The following is an 18,517-nucleotide window of genomic DNA, read 5'->3' as shown; positions in this document are numbered from 1 at the left end:
AACAAATTTCTATTAATAAAGGGGGACGCTGCGTGATTGAGCTTAACACTCCGCAAGGGAACTATCCCGTATCGGCCATCCTATTCGACAAGGATGGAACCTTACTACAGTTCGTATCCCTCTGGGGAAGCTGGGGCGAGTGCTTCCTGGACCAGTTCGCCCGCAAGCTTGAGCAGCACGGACTGAGCTTCCCTGAGCAGCACCGGGCCTCCCTGCTGGGAACAGTTCATGATGCCGCAGGGAAGATCACCGATTACGACCGTAACGGTCCGCTCGCCATGGGCACAATGAGCGATCTGTACGCCATTGCGTCCTGGCAGGGTTATTCTCTCGGCCTATCCTGGGCCGAAGCCGTCGAACTGGTGGACTCCTGCCGGAATGCAGCAGATGCGATGCTGGAGCAGAGCCGTCCGGTCCGCCCGCTCCCCGGGCTGGTGCCCTTTCTGGACGCGTGCGCAGCCCAGGGCATACCTATGGCCGTAGTGACTGCCGATGAAACGGCGGCAGCAGAGAGTCATCTGCGCTGGCTGGGCATCCGCCAGTATTTCACCGCCGTGATCGGCACCGATCAGGTGGAGCAGGGCAAGCCCTTCCCCGACATGGCGCTGCTTGCCTGCCAGCGGCTCGGGGTATCTCCGGCTGAAGTCGCCGTGATCGGCGATACGAACGGAGATATGCGGATGGCGAAGGCAGCGGGCGCTGCGGCGGCCATTGGGATTGCCGGCGGAATTACCGCCGGGCTGGCGGCTTCAGCTGCGGCGGCAGGACCGGCCGCAAATGCGGGCGGGGACTGGCAGGCGGCGGCAAACCGGGTTATTGCGGCGGCAGACACGCGGGCTGACGGGACTCTTTTGCCGGATGCAGATTGTATCGTGTCCTCTTATGCAGAGCTTGGCGTACGAAGGATCGCACGATGAAGGCCGAAGGGGCATTAGCCTAACGAATATAAAATATTTCAAGGAGGCTTCGCTTGCTATGAATACATCTTCCATACCCGGCGTTACTGAACCGCTGCTGACGTTCCAGATTATCACCGATACCCATGTCACCGCCGATCCGGAACACGAGTACAACCAGAACTTCGGGCGGGCATTGCAGGATTTGGCCTTACACGCACAGGGCAGCAGCGGCATCATGCATATTGGAGATATTACGAACAATGGCTTCCCGGAGGAGTATGAGGAGGTCCAGCGTATTCTTGAACAGCATCAGGCTTCACTGCCGCAGATTCGTTACACTCTGGGCAACCATGACGTCGGGCTCGGCCATTGGGATTCCCGTCTTGCGATGTATACTTCCCGTATGGGGATGCCGGGTCCTTATCATGATCACTGGATCGGCGGGTATCATTTCATCTTCCTGGGTACTGAGGAAGGGCTGCAGACGTTCTGCAGTCTATCCGACGGACAGCTCCAGTGGCTGGACCGGAAGCTTGGGGAACAGGCGGCAGCTTCCGCGCAGGATCAGCCCGTCTTCCTCTTCCTGCACCAGCCGCTGAAGGATACGGTAGCCGGTTCGCTGGAATCTCAGGAATGGTACGGGGTCACTCAGGATCAGGAGCTGCGTACTATTCTGTCGCGGCACCCGCAGACCCTGCTGTTCACCGGGCATACCCACTGGGAGCTGGAGGTCGGCAATACTATGTATCCAGGCAACGGACAGACCGCCACGATGTTCAATGCAGCTTCTGTAGCCTACCTCTGGACGGATGCGGATGAGCACAAGAGCGGCAGCCAGGGCTATTATATAGAAGTCTATGCTGATAAAGTGCTCGTGCGGGGACGGGACTTCACTACAGGGACCTGGATTGAAGCAGCGCAATATGAGGTGGCGTATCCCGTTAACGCTCTACGGTAAATTAGGGAATCATTGATGTATCAAGCAGGAGCAATGTGCTTCCTGCGCAACAAAAAACGGCCCTCTCTCCCAAGAGAAGGCCGTTTCTCTTCTATTTAAATGCAGGCAGCGCGATGTCCGCGTAATTATCCTCCAGGAACTTCTTCACTTCCGGGCCGCTGATCGCCTTCGCCAGCTTCTGGATGGTCTCGGAATCCTTGTTGTCCTCACGGGCAACGAGGGTGATGGTGAAGGCGGAATCTTCACGCTCGGTGATCAGCGCATCCTTCTTCGGAGTCAGGCCCAGCGGGCTGGCATAGGCCGGCGTCATCGCTACCAGATCGGCATCATCCAGCATCCGGGCCAGCATCAGCAGATCAACTTCCTCGAACTTATAGTTCTTCGGATTAGCAGTAATGTCAGCTTGGGTAGCCTGAATTCCTACCCCATCCTTCAGCGTGATCAACCCGGCATCTGCGAACATTTGCAGCGAGCGTCCAATATTGGAAGGATCATTCGCCATCACGAGCGTTGCTCCCTCAGGCAGATCGGCAATGTTTTTGAAGCGTTTGGAGTACCCGCCATAGATGGCATCATATACAGGCTGAACCGGCACCAGCTTTGCCCCTTTGCTGGCATTGAACTGCTCCATGTACGGGACATGCTGGAAGAAGTTCGCATCCACCTCTTTGTTCGCCAGTGCTTCGTTCGGCTGCACATTATCGGACAGTACGACAACCTCCATATCCACGCCTTCTTCCTTCAGAATTGGCTTCACAATATCGAGGATATCCGTCATTGGCGGAATCAGCGAGGCTACCTTGATCTTCACAGGTCCGGTGCTGGTTGCCGCCGGTGTCTTTTCCGCTTCTTTGCTGTTGCCACAGCCTGCAAGTGCAAGCGTCAATACAAGCAGTACCAGTGTAAACGTGGTGGTCATTCTTCTTCCTGTTCTCTTCATGATATCTCTCAAGCCCCCATTATTGTATAGTATTCTAGCGTTTGTCCAGCAGTCTGGCTATCGTGCTTCCCGTGAACTGGATGAGCTGCACCAGCACAATCATCACGAGAATGGCGTAGATCATCACCTCGGTCTCGAAGCGCTGATACCCGTAACGGATGGCGAAATCGCCCACCCCGCCGCCGCCGACAACCCCCATTACGGTTGAAAAAGAAATGAAGCTGATCGTAGACGCCGTGAGTCCCAGCACCAGCCCCGAACGGGCCTCTACATATAGAAACTTGAAAATCATTCCCGGCTTCGATGCCCCCATCGACAATGCCGCTTCAATCGTTCCCCGAGGAACCTCCAGCAGTGATTGCTCTACCAGCCGTGAGTAATAAGCAATGGCAACGATGGACAGCGGCACCGTGGCCGCCAGTGTGCCAATCGACGTACCTACGACCAGCCGCGTGAACGGAATCAGCGCCACCACCAGCAGCAGGAACGGAAACGAACGTATGACATTGACAATGCTGTTCAGCACCAGAGACAGCCCTCTATTCTCATACAACTGGCCTTTGCGGCAAAAATACAGCAGTGTCCCCAGCGGAAGACCCACCAGCAGCGCAGCGCCTATGGCAATGCCGACCATGACAAAGGTCTCGCCGATAGACTGCCACATCTGATCCTGGTATTTCAGCATACTCTCAAACATGGGCCTCCCCCGTTCTGCCGGTGATCCGCTCCCGGAAGGAGCCTGAATGCGTTGCCGGCGGAAGGAAGCCGCCCTCGCCGCGGGAGAAGGAATCTACGATCCGTCCGCCCTCCATGACGGATACCTCAGAACAAATGCTCCGCACAACGTCCAGCTCATGGGTAACGATCACGATGGTTACGCCCAGGGAAGCATTGATATGGCGCAGCACCTCCAGAATATCCGCCGTGGTGCCCGGATCAAGCGCAGATGTCGGTTCATCGCACAGCAGCAGCTTCGGATTGTTCGCCAGTGCGCGGGCAATCGCTACCCGCTGACGCTGTCCGCCGCTGAGCTGGGCCGGATATTGCCCGGCTTTGTCCGCAAGGCCGACGAATTGCAGACATTCCTCCACCCGCTTCATCCGCCCTGCACGCGGCACTCCGGCTAGTTCCAGAGAGATCGCCGCATTCCGGCTGACAGTGGCATTGCCGATCAGATTGAAATGCTGAAAGATCATACCGATTCTCTGCCGCTGCCGGCGCAGCTCCTTGTCCGGCAGCTCCGTAAGCTGTTGCCCGTCAACCGTAACCGTTCCTGCATCGGGCCGCTCCAGCAGATTCATCAGCCGCAGGAGCGTGGACTTCCCCGCCCCGCTGGCGCCAATAATACCGTGAATGGCACCCGCCTGGACTTCAAGCGATACCTGATCGACAGCCGTATAAGGGCCGTCCTTCAGAGTGAAGCTCTTGCTAACCTGACTCAGCGAAAGAATATGAAGCCCTCCCTTACAGACTGCCTGAACGTACTCTCTGAACTACAGGACTTATTGTACTATAATTATTTAAAATCTGTTTCATTAAAAATCTCTTTAAATAATAAGGTATTTCTTCCGCTGTGTCATCATTTTTTTCAAAACGATTGCTAAGTCCTTGGAAGAGCAGAGCATTATAAGGATGCTCGGGGCTCTATGAGATTATTCAAGAGACGCAGAATCATAGCACAAAAACGGGTGCAGTCCCTGGTAGGACTGCACCCGTTTTGCTATTTTGCATACATCAGTCTATTCGCTCTGAACGCTTATTCTTTCACACTGCCGACATTAAGACCCACTACGAAATACTTCTGCATGAACGGATACACCAGCAGTATAGGTACGGAGGCGACCACTGTGATAGCTGCCCGGATCGAAATCGGCGTGACCATCGCCCGTGCTGAATTCTGATCCATCCCCACCCCGTTGGTTACGGTAGGGTTCCCGTTAGAGTTCATCGTTGAAGACAGCAGCTTCATCAGCTCATACTGCAGTGTACTCAGATGCTGCTTGGAGGAGGTGTAGATGAAAGCATCGAACCAGGCATTCCAGGCTCCGACCGCCACGAACAGCGCAATGGTCGCGAGTACCGGCTTACAGAGCGGGAAGACCACCCGCATAAAGATTTTGAAATCCCCGGCCCCGTCGATTCTGGCCGATTCCATCAGACTCTCCGGTATAGTCCCGATGTAAGTGCGGATGACGATCATGTTGAACGCGCTGATCATCGATGGAATAACATAGACCCAGAAGCTGTTCAGCAGGCCCAGGTCCTTAATCAGGAAGTAGTTCGGGATCAGACCTGCGCTGAAATACATCGTCAGCACGAATACTACAGTAATAAACTTACGGAATACGTACTCCCTGCGGCTTAAGGTATACGCCAGCATGGTAGTCAGAAAAATATTAAGCAATGTAGAAATCACTGTACGTGCCACTGAGATCAGGAAAGCATCAAAAATCGTTCCGGTGGCAAAGATCGCTTTATAATTCTGAACGGTCCATTCTCTTGGCCATAAATAAATACCGCCGCGGATCGTATCATTCCCTTCATTAAATGAAACAGCAATCGTATTGATAAATGGATATAAAGTCACAACCACCAGACAGACCATGAAGACCGTATTGAAGGAAGTGAACAAAAACGGTTCAAGTCTGCCGGTGCCTAAGTTTCTTTTCGCCGTAAAGCCTGCTTTGTGCCCAGGGCTAATCTGCCGGTTATCCGCCATTATAACAACCTCTCTTCCCCAAGCCGCTTTGAAATCCCGTTAGCCATAAGCAGCAATGTCACGCTGACCACCGTTTTGAAAATCCCGCCAGCGGTTGCGAGTGAATAATTCCCTTGTGCAAGTCCGTATTTAAGCACGAAAATGTCTATCGTTTCGGCCCAGTCTACAACCAGTCCGTTGCCGAGCAGGTACTGCACTTCAAAGCCTGCTTCCAGCACATGTCCTATGGACATAATCATCAGAATAACAATGGTTGCCTTGATGCCAGGCAGGGTTACGTGCATCATTTTCTTGTAACGGTTCGCACCGTCAATCTCTGCAGCCTCATACAGGGCAGGGTCAATGGAAGCGATGGCTGCCAGATAAATAATGGTATTCCAGCCCACTTCCTTCCACACATGTGAAGCCCCTACAATTCCCCAGAAATACTTGCCTTCACTGAGCCACAGAATCGGCTCTTTAATCAGATGCAGCTTCATCAGAACGATATTTACAATCCCGTCATTGATGGACAGCGAGGTCGCCACAATACCGGTAACGATAATCCACGATAGGAAATGGGGCAGATAAGAGATCGTCTGCACGGTTCTTTTCCAGAATACTTTCTTAATCTCGTTAAGCAGCAACGCCAGCACGATGGCTGTGACGAAGCCGAGGATCAGATTGATAACCCCCATAGCCAGCGTATTGCGCAGGACACGAATGAAGTTATCATCGGTGAATAAAAACTTGAACTGCTTCAGTCCCACCCATTCCTGCTCACCGAAGGACTTGGCCGGTCTGTAGTTCTGGAACGCCATGGTCCAGCCCCACACAGGAACGTAGGCAAAAAGGATAATGTAGAGCATTAAAGGCACAGACATCCAGATCAGCTGATTCTGATTCTTAATCACACGCCAGGTAATCGGCTGCTTTTTCTTCTTGTTCTTCTTCGGACGCCGGACGCCAGTATCTATTTCTAAGGTCTCATCCATATTCGTTGTCTCCTACTCCATCAAATTAATGTAAGGCGGAAGGCCGGTTGACGGCCTTCCACCTTCTAAAACCCGGTACCAGACCTTACGTTATTTACTCCAGTTCTCAATTCTCCACTTAATCTGCTCATTGATCTTGTCTTCGTAAGCCTTTACATTGGCTTTCTCAATCTGTTCCGTATAGTCGGTCCATACGGAATCGAATTCAGCCGGCTTGGCAAGAATGGCTTTCGGCAGGAACTTGGTCTGCAGCTCATTTAGCTTGGTACTGGCGATTTTGGCATCCGAGCCTTCAATCAGGTCGATGGACCAGGCAGGATAATACACAGGATTTGGCGGCGGATCGCTGAAGAAGTCCACATAGGAGTTGAAGCCATAGGCATCCAGAACTTCCTTATCGTACGGCTTCAGACCTGCTTTGTATTCTTCCGGCTGTGCAGCGGCATCCGTAGAGTTGCCGTCGCTGTAGCTTCCTTCGGTTTTAGGCAGATATTCGAACAATGATTTGGCCTTGTTGGCCAGCTGCCATGTGGCATCCGCTGCGTCATCACGCTGCTTCTGGGTTCTCATGAATCTGCCGTTCTCAACAATATAATCCTCGCCTTCCACACCCCAGGAGAACAGCTTCTGCCACTTCTCATCCATCAGGGTGTCGAGCAGCTTGATAATCTTCACCGGATCTTTGGCATTAATGCTGATGCCGAAGCCATTGTTAAGATTGAGCACCGCAAGATCGCGGTAGTGGTCTTTGGTCGACTCATCGTATACCAGCGGAAGACCTACATAAGTGCGTTCTATTTTATTCTGAGTCGTCAGTGAATCCTCAGCAGCGTTGAAGTTCCAGTGCTGGTCGAACATTCCCAGAACGGTTCCGCTGGACAGCTTTGCCATATACTGGTCGTAGTTCTGCACGAAGGTTTCTTTGTCGATAATGCCCTTCTCGTTCATCTCATTCAGCTTCTTATAGTACTGCTTGGCATAATCCTTATTGGCAAATACCTCGGCTACGCCGTCCTTCACGACTACGCCGCCATCATTCGGATGTCCGATCAGATGCTGCGGAGCGTTGAACAGTCCCCAGTTTTTCCAGTCATAGTTCAGAATTTCGAACCCGATGGTCGGGCTTCCGTCAATTTTCGGATACTTTGCTTTATATTGCTCAATCAGGTCAAAGTACTGATCCAGTGTCTTAACCTTCGGATAGTTGAATTCCTTAAGCACTGCTTTTTGAATCCAGAAGGCCGGTCCCGAATACCATGAACTGTTGACCTTACCGTTATATACACCGTAGTTAGGCAGAATATAAATATGTCCGTCATTCGGGTCCTTCATCATGTTCCAATATTCTGCATAATGCGCTTTCAAATTCGGCGCATGCTCTTCAATCAGGTCTTCAAGCGGGATATAAGCACCTGCTGCTGTAAGCTTGGTGCTCCCGGTCATAAGGTCCGGATAATCCTGACCGGCAATCATAACGCCCAGCTTCTGGTTAATGTCGCCTGCTAAGAATTCCATATCGAAGCTGGCACCGGTCTCCTCTTTGATCTTCTTGTAGATCTTGTTATCCGGTGTCGGCTGTTGCCCGGCTACCCCGATAAATGCGCTAACCTTGAACGGTTCAACCTTTCCTCCCGTGTTAGCTGAAGCAGAATCCGCTGTTGTTGTCGCCTTTGATTTGTCAGTTGTAGCAGCATTCTTGTCGTTGCCCCCGCCGCAGCCTGACAGTGCGAAGCTTAGGGTTAATAGAGCAACCAGGGAATACTTAAACGTCACTTTCGACTTGCCCCCCATAAAGCACCTCCATAGTGTTTGTCTTTAATTTGTAAGCACTTACACAAGTAAATTATAGAGGTGAACTATCCGCTAAAATACGACCGAACTAAAGGTGTACCCCCGAAAATTTTAGAACTTGGCATGCCGGTACTCATTCGGGCCCATGTGCAGCTCCTTCTCGAACCGCTTCAGAAACTGTCCGTAATTGGCATAACCGACACGTTCGGCAATCTCTGAGAGCTTCAGCCTGCTCCCGCGCAGGAGCTCAGCCGCAGCCTGAATCCGCAGATGATGCAGCTGCTCATTGAAGGTCATCCCGTTCTTCTTAATCAATAATTGCCCCAGGTATACCGGATGCAGGAAGAAGATCTCGGCCAGCTTCTGAATGCTCAGGCTCTCCTGATAATGCTCCCCGATGTACTGGTTGATCTCCCGGACAATCCCATGCGACTTATAATTCTGCTCTTGCACCAGCAGATCTATGGCCTTCCCGCCGTAGGACAATAAGCGGTTGAGCAGCCCGCTCAGCGGGGTCATCGCCTGCTGAATCTCTGATACCTCAACACCCGAGGCCACTCCGCCCTCTTCGCCTGCGGCTTCTGCCCCGGGTGCGAGTGCGAATATCCGGTACATGAGGTGGATTACGAATTTGCGCACCACCTCCGGCGCCACCTGCTGTTCCCGGAAGCTGCGGGCCGCTGCCTCCAATGCCTCCCGGTAGCCAGCCGCGTCCAGGAGATTCACGCAGTCCAGCAGAGCATCCATCAGCCCGATGTGGTCATAGTGATAACTGAAGGGCTTGTCCTGCACCGCGCTGTAAGCCAGCACCCCTGCCTGCTCCGGCTCGTAAAAGAAATGTAAAAGAGTCTCTTTGGCCCGGCCATAACTGCCCTCTATGGACACTAAGGAGTCTTCGGGGGTTCCCAGAGCGATGTGGATATTCTCTCCCCCGTACTCGCGCAGCAGGGTAACCAGCACTTCAGCTATTCCGGCAGCGTCCCCGCTGCCTTCCATCATCCCGTACACGATCCCGAGCAATCCTGCTTCCAGATCGATCGTCACCACTGCCTGATATCCGGCCAGCAGGGAGACTGTGCGGCTCCTCACCTCTGTATACAGCTCCGGGACTGTCCGGATCAGGCAGATGTTCCAGGAAGTGCTTTCCTTGAAGCCGGGCAGAGTCTCCAGCCATTCCATAAGCTCGGGTTCTCCCTTTTTGCCATATAACAGCCCCTTGATTAAGGTTGCCGCCTCTTCCCCGGAAGCGGTCTCATGGATTCTTCTGCGGTTCGCCTCCTGCTCCAGCTCCAGGCGGATCTCCCGCAGCTCCTCGGTAGCCTCCTCCGGGAAAACCGGCTTCAGCAGATAATGATTGATTCCGTAGCTGATTGCCTTACGGGCGTATTCAAACTCACTGTAGCCGCTCAGAATGACGAACTTCGTCGAATCCGTCCCCTCCTGCCGCCACTGCCCGATCATCTCCAGACCATTCATCAGCGGCATATGGATGTCGGTAATGACCAGATCCGGCTGAAGCTGCTTCATCATCTGCAGCCCCTCCCGGCCGTTGCCGCAGGTTCCGCACAGCTCGAAGCCCAGCTCCTGCCAATCGATCCACATCTCCATACCTTCCAGAGCGCTAGGCTCGTCATCGATTAATAGAACTTTGTATTTCATCGTCTATACCTCTCTTTCCAGGGAATAATTCTTCTCAAGCAGCTTCAGGGGAATGCCAAAGGTCACTACGGTTCCCTGATCCGGCGTACTGGATATCTCGAAGCGCACCTGATCTGCGTAATTCAGCTCCAGTCTGCGGTATACATTGCGAATCCCGATGTGGGTGCCCGAGTAATCCTCCTTGCGGACCGCGAACATCAGCTCCTTCAGCTTCTCCGGCTCCATGCCCTTACCATTGTCGGATACTGTAATCTGCAGCCTGTTATCCAGCACGACCGCAGCCACTTTGATTACGCCCAGCCCCTCAATCGTCTGCAGGCCATGCTTGCAGGAATTCTCGACCAGCGGCTGCATACTCAGTTTCGGTATTTTATAATCCAGGGACTGCTCATCGATCTCAAAGGTATAATCGAATTTATCCCTGAACCTGAATTTCTCAATCCTCAGATACATGTCGATAAATGCGATCTCCTCGCGCACCGGCACCAGATCCTCCTTCCAGCTCAATAGTCTGCGCAGCAGCTTCGACAAGCTTTTTATAATATCGGTGACATCGTTATATTTGTTCTTGGTGCAGACCACCAGTATCGCATTCAGCGTGTTGAACAGGAAGTGGGGGTTCATCTGGCTCTGCAGAAAATTCAGTTCCGCCCTGACGCGCTCCATCTCCAGGTTCTTGCTCTGGATCTCCAGCTTGTACACATCGTTGATCAGGGAGTGGATTCTGGAGGTCATCCGGTTAAAATTGTGGATTAGCCCGCCAATCTCATCCCGGCCCTCATCGATGGCGATCAGCTCGAACTTCTCGTTCGTCACCTTCTGCATATGCCGGGACAGGCGTTTCACCCGGTAGTTGTAGGAGCGCAGCATGATATATATGAATATGCTGGTCAAAAGAGTAAGCGTGGTGGCTAGGCCCGCTGCGTACAGCCGGATGTCGAGAACCGCCTGGGAGATCCGCTCCCCTTGCGTAATTCCGACAATCCGCCAGCCTTTGAGATAATTCGCCGTCCCTACAGCCATTACCCGCACCCCCTCGCTCTCGTCCTGGCTGTCCCCCCACTGATCGAATACCGGATAGGGATCATCCGTAATATGCTGATAGCCGCTGTCCGCTGACATCACGATCTTGTTCTCCCCATTGATCAGATAGAGGCTCAGGTAATCCCGTTCCCGGACGATAATGTCATAGATCTCACTAAGGTCCAGATCTATCCGCAGCACCTTCTCATAGTTGTTCAGATTACGGTAATTGTCCATGGTCTCAATAATGCTGAGCGTCGGGGTGGATGAAGCCAGATTCTTGTTCTCCATGATCCGGTAAGCAGCAACATAGACCTGGGTAGTGGCCTTCTTGGCCTGCCGGTACCAGTCACTGAACCATACTTTATCGTTCATTACCTGATAATTCCCCCCGGATACAACCGTCTGGTTGTTCGTGAATATACTGATTCGTTCCAGCTGGTTATTGACAGGCATATAGCTGTTCATCCGGTCTCTCAATTGTTCGTTGAACATACTGTAGAATTCGATAGAGTCCGTATAGGTCCGGTCCAGCATCTCGTACAGATTCTTATCCGCAGCCAGCGTGTAGCCGACAGAGACTCCCCCTTCAATAAAATCATGAATGTCCTTCCGCGCCCGCTCCATGGAAATCTCCAGATTCTGCTGCTCCCTCGATTTGATGAGATCTGTAATCCGCTCCAGGAATACCAGATTCAGCACCATGATCGGCAGGAGCACACCCACAATGTAGATGAGATAGAACTTGTAGCTTAGCGGAATATCATTGACGATGGTGCCGAATTTAAACCGTTTTGTCGCCATCCCTCACACACACCCGGCTTTCTTAAGATTTCGGGGTCCCCGCAAAGTATCTGAGTAACCTTCGAAGCCACAGCCCCACTTTGTGGGGTTACTTTAGAGCTGTTTATTGTTGTGGGCATTCTTGTACACCGAAGGTGATGAACCCACCTTATTCTTGAACTTGTCGATGAAATAATCGGTATTGGAAAAGCCCACCTGCACCGCGATATCCGATATCTTGAGCTGGGTGCGCTTGAGCAGGCTTTTGGCCGCTTCGATCCGCTTCTCATTCAGATAATCGCTGAAGCTGCGCCCCGTCTCCTTGCGGAACAACTGGCCCAGATAGGCAGAATTCATGTGGAACTGCCTGGCGAGATCCTGGAGCTGCAGCTTGCTGCGGAATTCCAGATCCACGTATTGGATCACATTATAGATGGTGTTCCCCTCGTTATGGGCCCGCAGCTCGGTGAGGTACGCTGCGGTCTCCAGGCAGAGCCGGTCCACATACAGGCTGAGCTTGTAATAGTCCCTGAGCCCGCCCATGTTGCCGTACTCCTTGTGCATCGCACACATGATCTGGTCGGGGTCTCCCTGCATCTCAGCAATACTCCGGCATAAGGTCATCTCCAGATGGGCTACCTCAGCCTGTGCAGCGTCAATACTCACCCTCTTGGCGGTCATGGCTGCGAAGGCTTCCCTGGCAGCAGCCCGGATTCTCTCAGGCACGCCTTCCTTCACCTCATCCAGCACACGCGTAAAGTGCCCGTCAGTGAATTCGGGAGACAAGCGGGCCGTACGCAGATCATTGTAGTAGAAAATTCCGCCCCGCTCCTTCCGGTATTTAAGCCCCCAGACCTCAAGCGTCTGGGTGTACAGCTCCTGGACGGCGCGCAGGCCGTTCCCCCGGCCGCTGATCATTACAGCCACCGGTACCCCCAGCTTCGCTGACTGCACCTTCTGCACCTGAGCGGCTGCTGCCTCCAGTGCTTCCGTGGACAGTCCGGCTGAGCGAATCAGAAGCCCGGCCCTTCCGGCCGGGTCCTGGAACACATAGCCCAGGTGATCCGGGAAGCCTTCGGTATCCCCTTCATTCAGGCTCACCGTACCTGAACCTGAAATGGCAGCAGCAAGAATGCATTGCAGCTCTGTATCAGGCTGAAGCCCCAGCAGACCGCAGGCGGCGTGTTCCAGCTCCTGACTCCAATCCCCCTGGACACAACGGCTGATCAGATTATGCACCAGAATATTATGCTTCTTCCGTTCCTCTAGTCTGGAAGCGGTTTCATAATGGATAATAGCTCGGATCTTCCCGAGCAGTTCCTCGATCTCCTCATCATCCACCGGCTTCAGCAGGTAGCCGTCCACCTTGTGGCGCAGCGCAGTCCGGGCATAGTTGAAATCGTCATATCCGCTCAGGATCACGAACCGGGGCGGCGGGTCTACTGTTTCCTTCACCGCCGCAATCAGCTCCAGGCCGCTCATCACCGGAAGATTGATATCCGTCAGTAGCAGATCCGGCCTGTGCTCCCGGATCAGCCGCAGGGCCTCCCCGGCACTAAGCGCTTCAGCGCATACCTCGAATCCGGCTTTCTCCCAGTCCACCATCGTCCGGAGTCCTTCCAGAACCCAGGGTTCATCGTCCACAATCATGACTTTCAGCATGAGCTCCGCTCCCCTCTCAATAATCAAAATTTGGTAAGTACTTGAATTACAAGTAATGCTAACATACAAGTTCAATCATGTGAATGTTAAGTTAAGCGAGGCTTTCTTTAAACGAAACAGGGAAGTCCGCAGCCAGTATGGTTTGGCTGGAGACTTCCCTGTTATCAACTTACCTTCTTAACGGCCTATTGTATTCGGTTTTTCACATACATTCGGCAAACTTTCCTTCCCATACAAGTGGAAACGGTATTGCTGTCCTTTTTAAGGACGGTACCGTTTCGGCGAGAAATAGAAGGAAAATTTGTAGGGGGAAACCTATAAATTCTTATATTTCGAGAACAAAATGTCTGCGGCATCCCCATTGTAATCGGTTTTTCGACCATATTCGGCCCACGCGCCTCTGCCGCACCGAATGTGGTCGGTTTTTCGACTACATTCGGTCCACACGCCTCTGCCGCACCGAATGTAGTCGGTTTTTCGACCATATCCGGCCCACATGCCTCTGCCGCGCCGAATGTGGTCGGTTTTTCGACTACATTCGGCCCAGACGCCTCTGCCGTGCCGAATGTGGTCGGTTTTTCGACTACATTTAGCCCAGATGCTCACGCGCTGCCCATTTTGTCCGGTGAAATCAGCGAAGTACATAAGACACTTCCACATCGGACGCAAATCATCATTTCCTCTAGAGTAAAGGGCTGGAGTAACCCAGCCCCTCCTCATCAAACCGTACGTGAGGTTTTCCCTCATACGGCTTTCCGATGTTTGTCATTCATGGGCATGCAGATTACAATAGCGTTTTTAGTCCGCACTTATTGGCCATATACTTGACCTCCGGGAATGAACTCATCCATCTCCTCCGATTTCTCTTCTTTGCATACCACCGGGTGAATCGCTGCAGAATATACCAATCCAGCTTCGCTAACCTCTTTTGGCTATACTTCGTGTAATAATAATTTCTCCATCCCTGTATCTTGGGATTGAGCCATTCCACGTGTTCCTCAAACGATTTCCAGCGCATGCCGGGTGGTGCTAATCGGTCTTTGACCACGCCCCGGATACGTTCCTCTGCCTTCTTCGTTAGCCACTGCTGTGTGGTATAGTACACCTTCCCTTGAGAGGTTTCTGCTTTCGTTTTTCGGTGGTGCATTCCTAAGAAGTCGAAGCCTTCGTCTCCTGTCCACAGACCTACAATGCGGGTTTTGGTCGGATGTAGCGTGAGTTCCAGACGTTCCATAATGTTGCGGATGAGTTCATACGCATGTTCCGCATCCTTTTTGGTTTTACAGACCACAACGAAGTCGTCTGCATACCTCGTCAGTTCTCCCAGCCCACTTCCGTGTTTCTCCCATAACCAATCAAAGTAGTTCAAATAGATATTCGCCAGCAGTGGCGAAATCACGCCACCTTGGGGTGTCCCTAAATCGGAGCGCCGTACGTTTCCTTCTTCCATCACTCCCGCATGTAGCCACTTCCGTATCAGCTTCAAGATCCGCCTGTCATTGATACGCATTTGTATTAACTTCATGAGCTTCTCCTGATTGATATTGTCGAAGTAGCCTTGGATATCGATGTCGACTATCCAATTTCCTTTGCGGTTGCAGGCTTTACGGATTCGCTCCAACGCTCCTTTCGCACTTCGTTTCGGACGAAATCCGAAGGAGACTTCTTTAAAATCGGCTTCAAAGATGGGTTCAATCACCAGTTTCGTTGCCATCTGTAGGACTCGGTCACGCACGGTAGGGATGCCTAGCGGTCTTGGCTTCCCGTCTTTCTTTGGGATATAGTGCCGACGTACGGGCTGCGGATGGTAGCTGCCTTCTTTCAGTTCTCGCTCGCATTCCTTGAGGAATCTTGTTTCTCCTTGTTCTTCAATATCTGCGAGCGTCACGGCATCCACTCCCGCAGCTCCCTTATTCGCTTTCACCCGTTTCCAGGCTTCGCCTAGCACATCCCACCGGTAGACTTTGTCATACAAGGCGTGGAATTTACGCTTGTTGTTCTCCTTGGCCGCATGACCTAGCTTTTCTTGGAGTTCTTGAACTTTTTCCTTGGGTGTCGTTAGCCGCTTGGCATTCACTCACTCGTACCTCCTCCAAAAGCGTAAACAAAGCAGGGCTCCTTCCCTCCCTAAGGTTATGTTGTCCTTAGGTTCTTCGGTACTATGAGCCCCTCGGACTCCCTTCCCACAGACGGTTCACTTCGTCTTCTGGACTTATAGAGCGTCTCTTTACGGGTTCCTTAAAAAAATTTTTTTCTTTTTTTTTCTCCCGTGTGGGGGAGGGTCTCCCCAGTTCACTGCATTATCTTTCAATCCATGCCGTTCCCTATACGCCGGAGGATTCTTCACTGCTGTTCCAAGTTCTGTACAGTTTCCTTGGCCTTCGTCTATTGATTCGAGACTCGGCATCCTCTCATCCCCTTCGCAGGGCCTTTTTGACGACGCGGCAAGATTCACTTCATGTTGCGGCCTGGATTGTTGCTCGCCCAGTCTCTGACCGGTACTTTTGTCGATGCGCTTTTACGCACAGATTTCGCCATGCGCAAGCATCCTAGCTACAAAGGTGGCTTGGTCCCTCCTTTGGTTGGACTTTCACCAACTAGATAATGCGTGCCTCTGGGCACGCAATCAACAAAAAAGCCGCTCAATCGCACCGGATGTTTTCCCCTGAAAACATCCGGTGTGAGGCGACTTCATAGACACGCTCAAATATAATTAATATCTATCTTAACCCCGTTACTCTTCTCCCAGCTCGGCCCGCAGCTTCAGGAACACCTGATAGCTCCGCTCCGCGACCTCAGAGATGGCGATCGGGTGGAAGCCCGGCAGATCCGCATACAGCAGATCGTTCAGCGGTGCGGTCCATTGGACCGGCAGCTTAGCAGCCCCCAGCTTCGCTCCCATAATGGAGCCGACGGTGGCCCCGTTGCAGTCGGTATCCATTCCGGCAGATACGGAGGTGACCACCGCTTTCTCGAAGTCATCGCCACCATAGATCAGCGATGCGGCCACAATGGCAGCGTTGTTGTTCGTATGCACCGGGTCGTAATGGCTGAACTCGTTCCAGAGGGTGCTGACCAGCTCACGCTCACTGCCTGCCTGCTGTGCAATTTCAACTCCCCGCAGCACATCCTTAGCCAGTCTGCTCGTCTGCGGAATCTCACTCAACCCGATCTGGACAATCTCCTGGTTGCTGAGGCCTGCGAACGCCGCTGAGATCATGGCTGCATTGAACATCTCGCCGTAGATCCCGTTCTTCACATGCGAGAAGGAAGCATCCCGCCAGCCCAGCTCCGCAGCCAGCTCGGGATGTCCGGCCGCTCCATAAGCCAGGGCATCCGCGCGGATCGCTGCACCGATCCATTCCCGGTACGGATTCAGATGCATCCGTACCCGCTCCTGCCGCAGCGGCCAATCTGCCGGCTTCTCCCCGTGCAGATGGGAGGTCTCCTGAGCAAAGTTCATATAGCTCTGCGTTTCCGCCGTGCAGACCTGACTGTAGGTCAGGTGCCCGTGCCACAGCTTGCCGATATCCCAGGAGTCCCAGTTCAGCCCTTTTTGCTCCAGCAGCAACAGGCCAAGCACGGTATAACGAATATCGTCATCGCTCTCCATGTAGCTGATCTTCTCACGCGTACTGGTGAATGACCAGTCGCTTAAGCCCAGGCCGTATTCCTCCCTTGCCGTGGAATGCTCAGGAGTATAACCTGTAATCGGCCAGGCATCCGCACCGCGGAACCACAGCTCGATATTCTCCCAGCCGGTCCGGCCATCCTTCCCGTACAGGTAATCCCAATATTCCAGCGGCTTGCCCAGCGCGCAGCCTACACTCCGCCCGAGCCAGGCCCCGTAGAACCTGTCTCGCCACTGGTCCGGCGTCCAGTCCACCGCTAGCTTGCGCGGACCTTCCGGACGGAGCTGCCTGATCCCCGCCAGATCCGAAGGCTCCTTATAAGGGAAATCAGCGGATACAGAAAGTGCCATCAGCTCGTGGTAGACCTCCATCAGCTTGTCCTCATCGCTCCCGGCCGCATCCAGCTTCTCCGCCAGACTGCCCGGCTGGCAGCCTTCCTCGATCCGCTGCTGCAGCTCGAACCTTACCGTCTCCTGCAGACGTTCCCAGCCCGCCATCCGTTAGGATGCTCCTGCCGGAGACCCCAGCTGCCGGTCTAACCGTTCCAACGAATCGAACAGCAGCTTGATGAAGGCTTCGCGGTCCACACCAAGCAGTACCTCCGTATTCGCAGGCTGGTCCGGCTTCTTGCGGCGGTCGGCCACGGTCATGCCGCGGGTAAGCTTGCCTTCGGTCTCTACTGTTACATACAGGTGCTCGGATTCGAACAGCTCCGGGTGCAGCAGCCAGGCAATGGCGCAAGGATCATGCAGCGCATTGCCGACAAAGCCCATTTTCTTCCCGTAGATCGAATAGAAATCCAGCAGCTCGCCGACCATGACGGACACGGGGCCGCGGGTCTTCAGCTCCTGAATCTCCTCTTCGAAAATCGCCGCTTTATCCGTCACATCCAGTCCGCTCATGACAATCGGAATGCCGGATTCGAAAACGATCCGCGCCGCCTCCGGGTCTACATAAATATTGAACTCCGCTGTCCGGGTCACATTGCCGTAAGCCAGTCCGCCGCCCATTAGAGAGATCTTCTCGATCCGCTCCTTCACTTCCGGGTACGCCGTAATCAGCAGGGCGATATTCGTCAGCGGGGCGGTAGGCACCAGAGTGATCTTCTCTTCCGAGGCGCGGATAATCTCCAGCATGAATTCTACTGCCCCCTGCTCTACGGGCTTGAACTTGCTCGCCGGCAGCGCCGGGCCATCCATGCCGGACTCCCCGTGGGCTTCCTCCCCGGTAACAAGCTTGCCCAGCAGCGGCGCCGCAGCGCCCTTGGCTACAGGAATATCTGCATTTACAAAGCTGAGAATCTTGAGCGCATTGTCGGTGATTTTATCCAGAATCTGGTTGCCGCCAACGGTTGTAATCCCCCGGATATCCAGCTCTCCCGGATGTGCCAGCGCAAGCAGAATGGCAATCGCGTCGTCATGCCCCGGATCGCAGTCAATAATGATAGGTGTTGGCATCGTTGTCGCTCCCTTGTAGG

15 protein-coding genes are annotated in these 18,517 nt (G+C 53.3%); 2 read left to right on the top strand and 13 right to left on the bottom strand.

Annotated elements, in window-relative coordinates:
- Positions 1–32: 32 nt before the first annotated feature.
- Both NSS64_RS01490 and NSS64_RS01485 read left to right on the top strand, forming a co-directional pair.
- The gene (locus tag NSS64_RS01490; RefSeq protein ID WP_341138979.1) at positions 33–917 is read left to right on the top strand and encodes an HAD family hydrolase; all 885 of its coding nucleotides are present in this window, start codon (positions 33–35) and stop codon (positions 915–917) included.
- A 58-nt stretch (positions 918–975) separates the two neighbouring features.
- On the top strand, positions 976–1,857 hold the full coding sequence (locus NSS64_RS01485; protein ID WP_341138978.1) for a metallophosphoesterase family protein: 882 nt from the start codon (positions 976–978) through the stop codon (positions 1,855–1,857).
- Positions 1,858–1,948: 91 nt separating this feature from the next.
- Here NSS64_RS01485 and NSS64_RS01480 read toward each other — a convergent pair whose 3' ends face one another.
- From NSS64_RS01480 to NSS64_RS01420, 13 genes are all read right to left on the bottom strand, one after another.
- Complete coding sequence (locus NSS64_RS01480; RefSeq protein WP_445667826.1) at positions 1,949–2,776, bottom strand: MetQ/NlpA family ABC transporter substrate-binding protein; 828 nt, start codon at positions 2,774–2,776, stop codon at positions 1,949–1,951.
- Positions 2,777–2,831: 55 nt separating this feature from the next.
- On the bottom strand, positions 2,832–3,494 hold the full coding sequence (locus NSS64_RS01475) for a methionine ABC transporter permease (protein ID WP_340938103.1): 663 nt from the start codon (positions 3,492–3,494) through the stop codon (positions 2,832–2,834).
- Positions 3,487–4,248, bottom strand: coding sequence for a methionine ABC transporter ATP-binding protein (locus NSS64_RS01470; protein ID WP_341142742.1), 762 nt, complete (start codon positions 4,246–4,248; stop codon positions 3,487–3,489). Before NSS64_RS01470 ends, NSS64_RS01475 begins: the two co-directional genes overlap by 8 nt.
- Before the next feature lie 305 nt (positions 4,249–4,553).
- Positions 4,554–5,516 carry a carbohydrate ABC transporter permease gene (locus NSS64_RS01465; protein ID WP_340938102.1) on the bottom strand — a complete coding sequence of 321 codons (963 nt, stop codon included), beginning with the start codon at positions 5,514–5,516 and terminating at the stop codon, positions 4,554–4,556.
- On the bottom strand, positions 5,516–6,490 hold the full coding sequence (locus NSS64_RS01460) for an ABC transporter permease (RefSeq protein ID WP_036700357.1): 975 nt from the start codon (positions 6,488–6,490) through the stop codon (positions 5,516–5,518). Before NSS64_RS01460 ends, NSS64_RS01465 begins: the two co-directional genes overlap by 1 nt.
- 90 nt (positions 6,491–6,580) lie before the next feature.
- The gene (locus tag NSS64_RS01455; protein ID WP_341138976.1) at positions 6,581–8,281 is read right to left on the bottom strand and encodes a sugar ABC transporter substrate-binding protein; all 1,701 of its coding nucleotides are present in this window, start codon (positions 8,279–8,281) and stop codon (positions 6,581–6,583) included.
- A gap of 111 nt (positions 8,282–8,392) precedes the next feature.
- Positions 8,393–9,940: a response regulator transcription factor gene (locus NSS64_RS01450; protein ID WP_341138975.1), complete on the bottom strand. Its 1,548-nt coding sequence runs from the start codon at positions 9,938–9,940 to the stop codon at positions 8,393–8,395.
- Positions 9,941–9,943: 3 nt separating this feature from the next.
- Positions 9,944–11,767, bottom strand: coding sequence for a sensor histidine kinase (locus tag NSS64_RS01445; protein ID WP_036731099.1), 1,824 nt, complete (start codon positions 11,765–11,767; stop codon positions 9,944–9,946).
- 93 nt (positions 11,768–11,860) lie between these two features.
- The gene (locus tag NSS64_RS01440) at positions 11,861–13,408 is read right to left on the bottom strand and encodes a response regulator transcription factor (RefSeq protein ID WP_341138974.1); all 1,548 of its coding nucleotides are present in this window, start codon (positions 13,406–13,408) and stop codon (positions 11,861–11,863) included.
- Positions 13,409–14,192: 784 nt separating this feature from the next.
- Positions 14,193–15,485, bottom strand: coding sequence for a group II intron reverse transcriptase/maturase (ltrA, locus tag NSS64_RS01435; protein WP_341138973.1), 1,293 nt, complete (start codon positions 15,483–15,485; stop codon positions 14,193–14,195).
- Positions 15,486–15,635: 150 nt separating this feature from the next.
- A complete protein-coding gene (locus NSS64_RS01430; RefSeq protein ID WP_341138972.1) occupies positions 15,636–15,815 on the bottom strand; it encodes a hypothetical protein in 180 nt (59 codons plus the stop codon).
- A gap of 327 nt (positions 15,816–16,142) precedes the next feature.
- Positions 16,143–17,537: an ADP-ribosylglycohydrolase family protein gene (locus tag NSS64_RS01425; RefSeq protein ID WP_341138971.1), complete on the bottom strand. Its 1,395-nt coding sequence runs from the start codon at positions 17,535–17,537 to the stop codon at positions 16,143–16,145.
- A 3-nt stretch (positions 17,538–17,540) separates the two neighbouring features.
- The gene (locus NSS64_RS01420; protein WP_341138970.1) at positions 17,541–18,497 is read right to left on the bottom strand and encodes a nucleoside hydrolase; all 957 of its coding nucleotides are present in this window, start codon (positions 18,495–18,497) and stop codon (positions 17,541–17,543) included.
- Positions 18,498–18,517 lie beyond the last annotated feature (20 nt).

The sequence above is a fragment of the Paenibacillus sp. FSL H8-0122 genome, assembly GCF_038005345.1.
In the GTDB taxonomy this organism is placed as follows: Bacteria; Bacillota; Bacilli; order Paenibacillales; family Paenibacillaceae; genus Paenibacillus_AQ.
Note: the sequence above shows the minus strand (reverse complement) of the source record. Positions and strands in the feature narration are given on the sequence as shown.

Excerpts from the sequence above, each read along its gene's own strand:
- NSS64_RS01485 (WP_341138978.1), top strand. The coding sequence starts at position 976 with ATGAATACATCTTCCATACCCGGCGTTACTGAACCGCTGCTGACGTTC.
- NSS64_RS01480 (WP_445667826.1), bottom strand. The coding sequence starts at position 2,776 with ATGACCACCACGTTTACACTGGTACTGCTTGTATTGACGCTTGCACTT.
- NSS64_RS01475 (WP_340938103.1), bottom strand. The coding sequence starts at position 3,494 with ATGTTTGAGAGTATGCTGAAATACCAGGATCAGATGTGGCAGTCTATC.
- NSS64_RS01465 (WP_340938102.1), bottom strand. The coding sequence starts at position 5,516 with ATGGCGGATAACCGGCAGATTAGCCCTGGGCACAAAGCAGGCTTTACG.
- NSS64_RS01460 (WP_036700357.1), bottom strand. The coding sequence starts at position 6,490 with ATGGATGAGACCTTAGAAATAGATACTGGCGTCCGGCGTCCGAAGAAG.
- NSS64_RS01455 (WP_341138976.1), bottom strand. The coding sequence starts at position 8,281 with ATGGGGGGCAAGTCGAAAGTGACGTTTAAGTATTCCCTGGTTGCTCTA.
- NSS64_RS01450 (WP_341138975.1), bottom strand. The coding sequence starts at position 9,940 with ATGAAATACAAAGTTCTATTAATCGATGACGAGCCTAGCGCTCTGGAA.
- NSS64_RS01445 (WP_036731099.1), bottom strand. The coding sequence starts at position 11,767 with ATGGCGACAAAACGGTTTAAATTCGGCACCATCGTCAATGATATTCCG.
- NSS64_RS01440 (WP_341138974.1), bottom strand. The coding sequence starts at position 13,408 with ATGCTGAAAGTCATGATTGTGGACGATGAACCCTGGGTTCTGGAAGGA.
- NSS64_RS01430 (WP_341138972.1), bottom strand. The coding sequence starts at position 15,815 with ATGCCGAGTCTCGAATCAATAGACGAAGGCCAAGGAAACTGTACAGAA.
- NSS64_RS01425 (WP_341138971.1), bottom strand. The coding sequence starts at position 17,537 with ATGGCGGGCTGGGAACGTCTGCAGGAGACGGTAAGGTTCGAGCTGCAG.
- NSS64_RS01420 (WP_341138970.1), bottom strand. The coding sequence starts at position 18,497 with ATGCCAACACCTATCATTATTGACTGCGATCCGGGGCATGACGACGCG.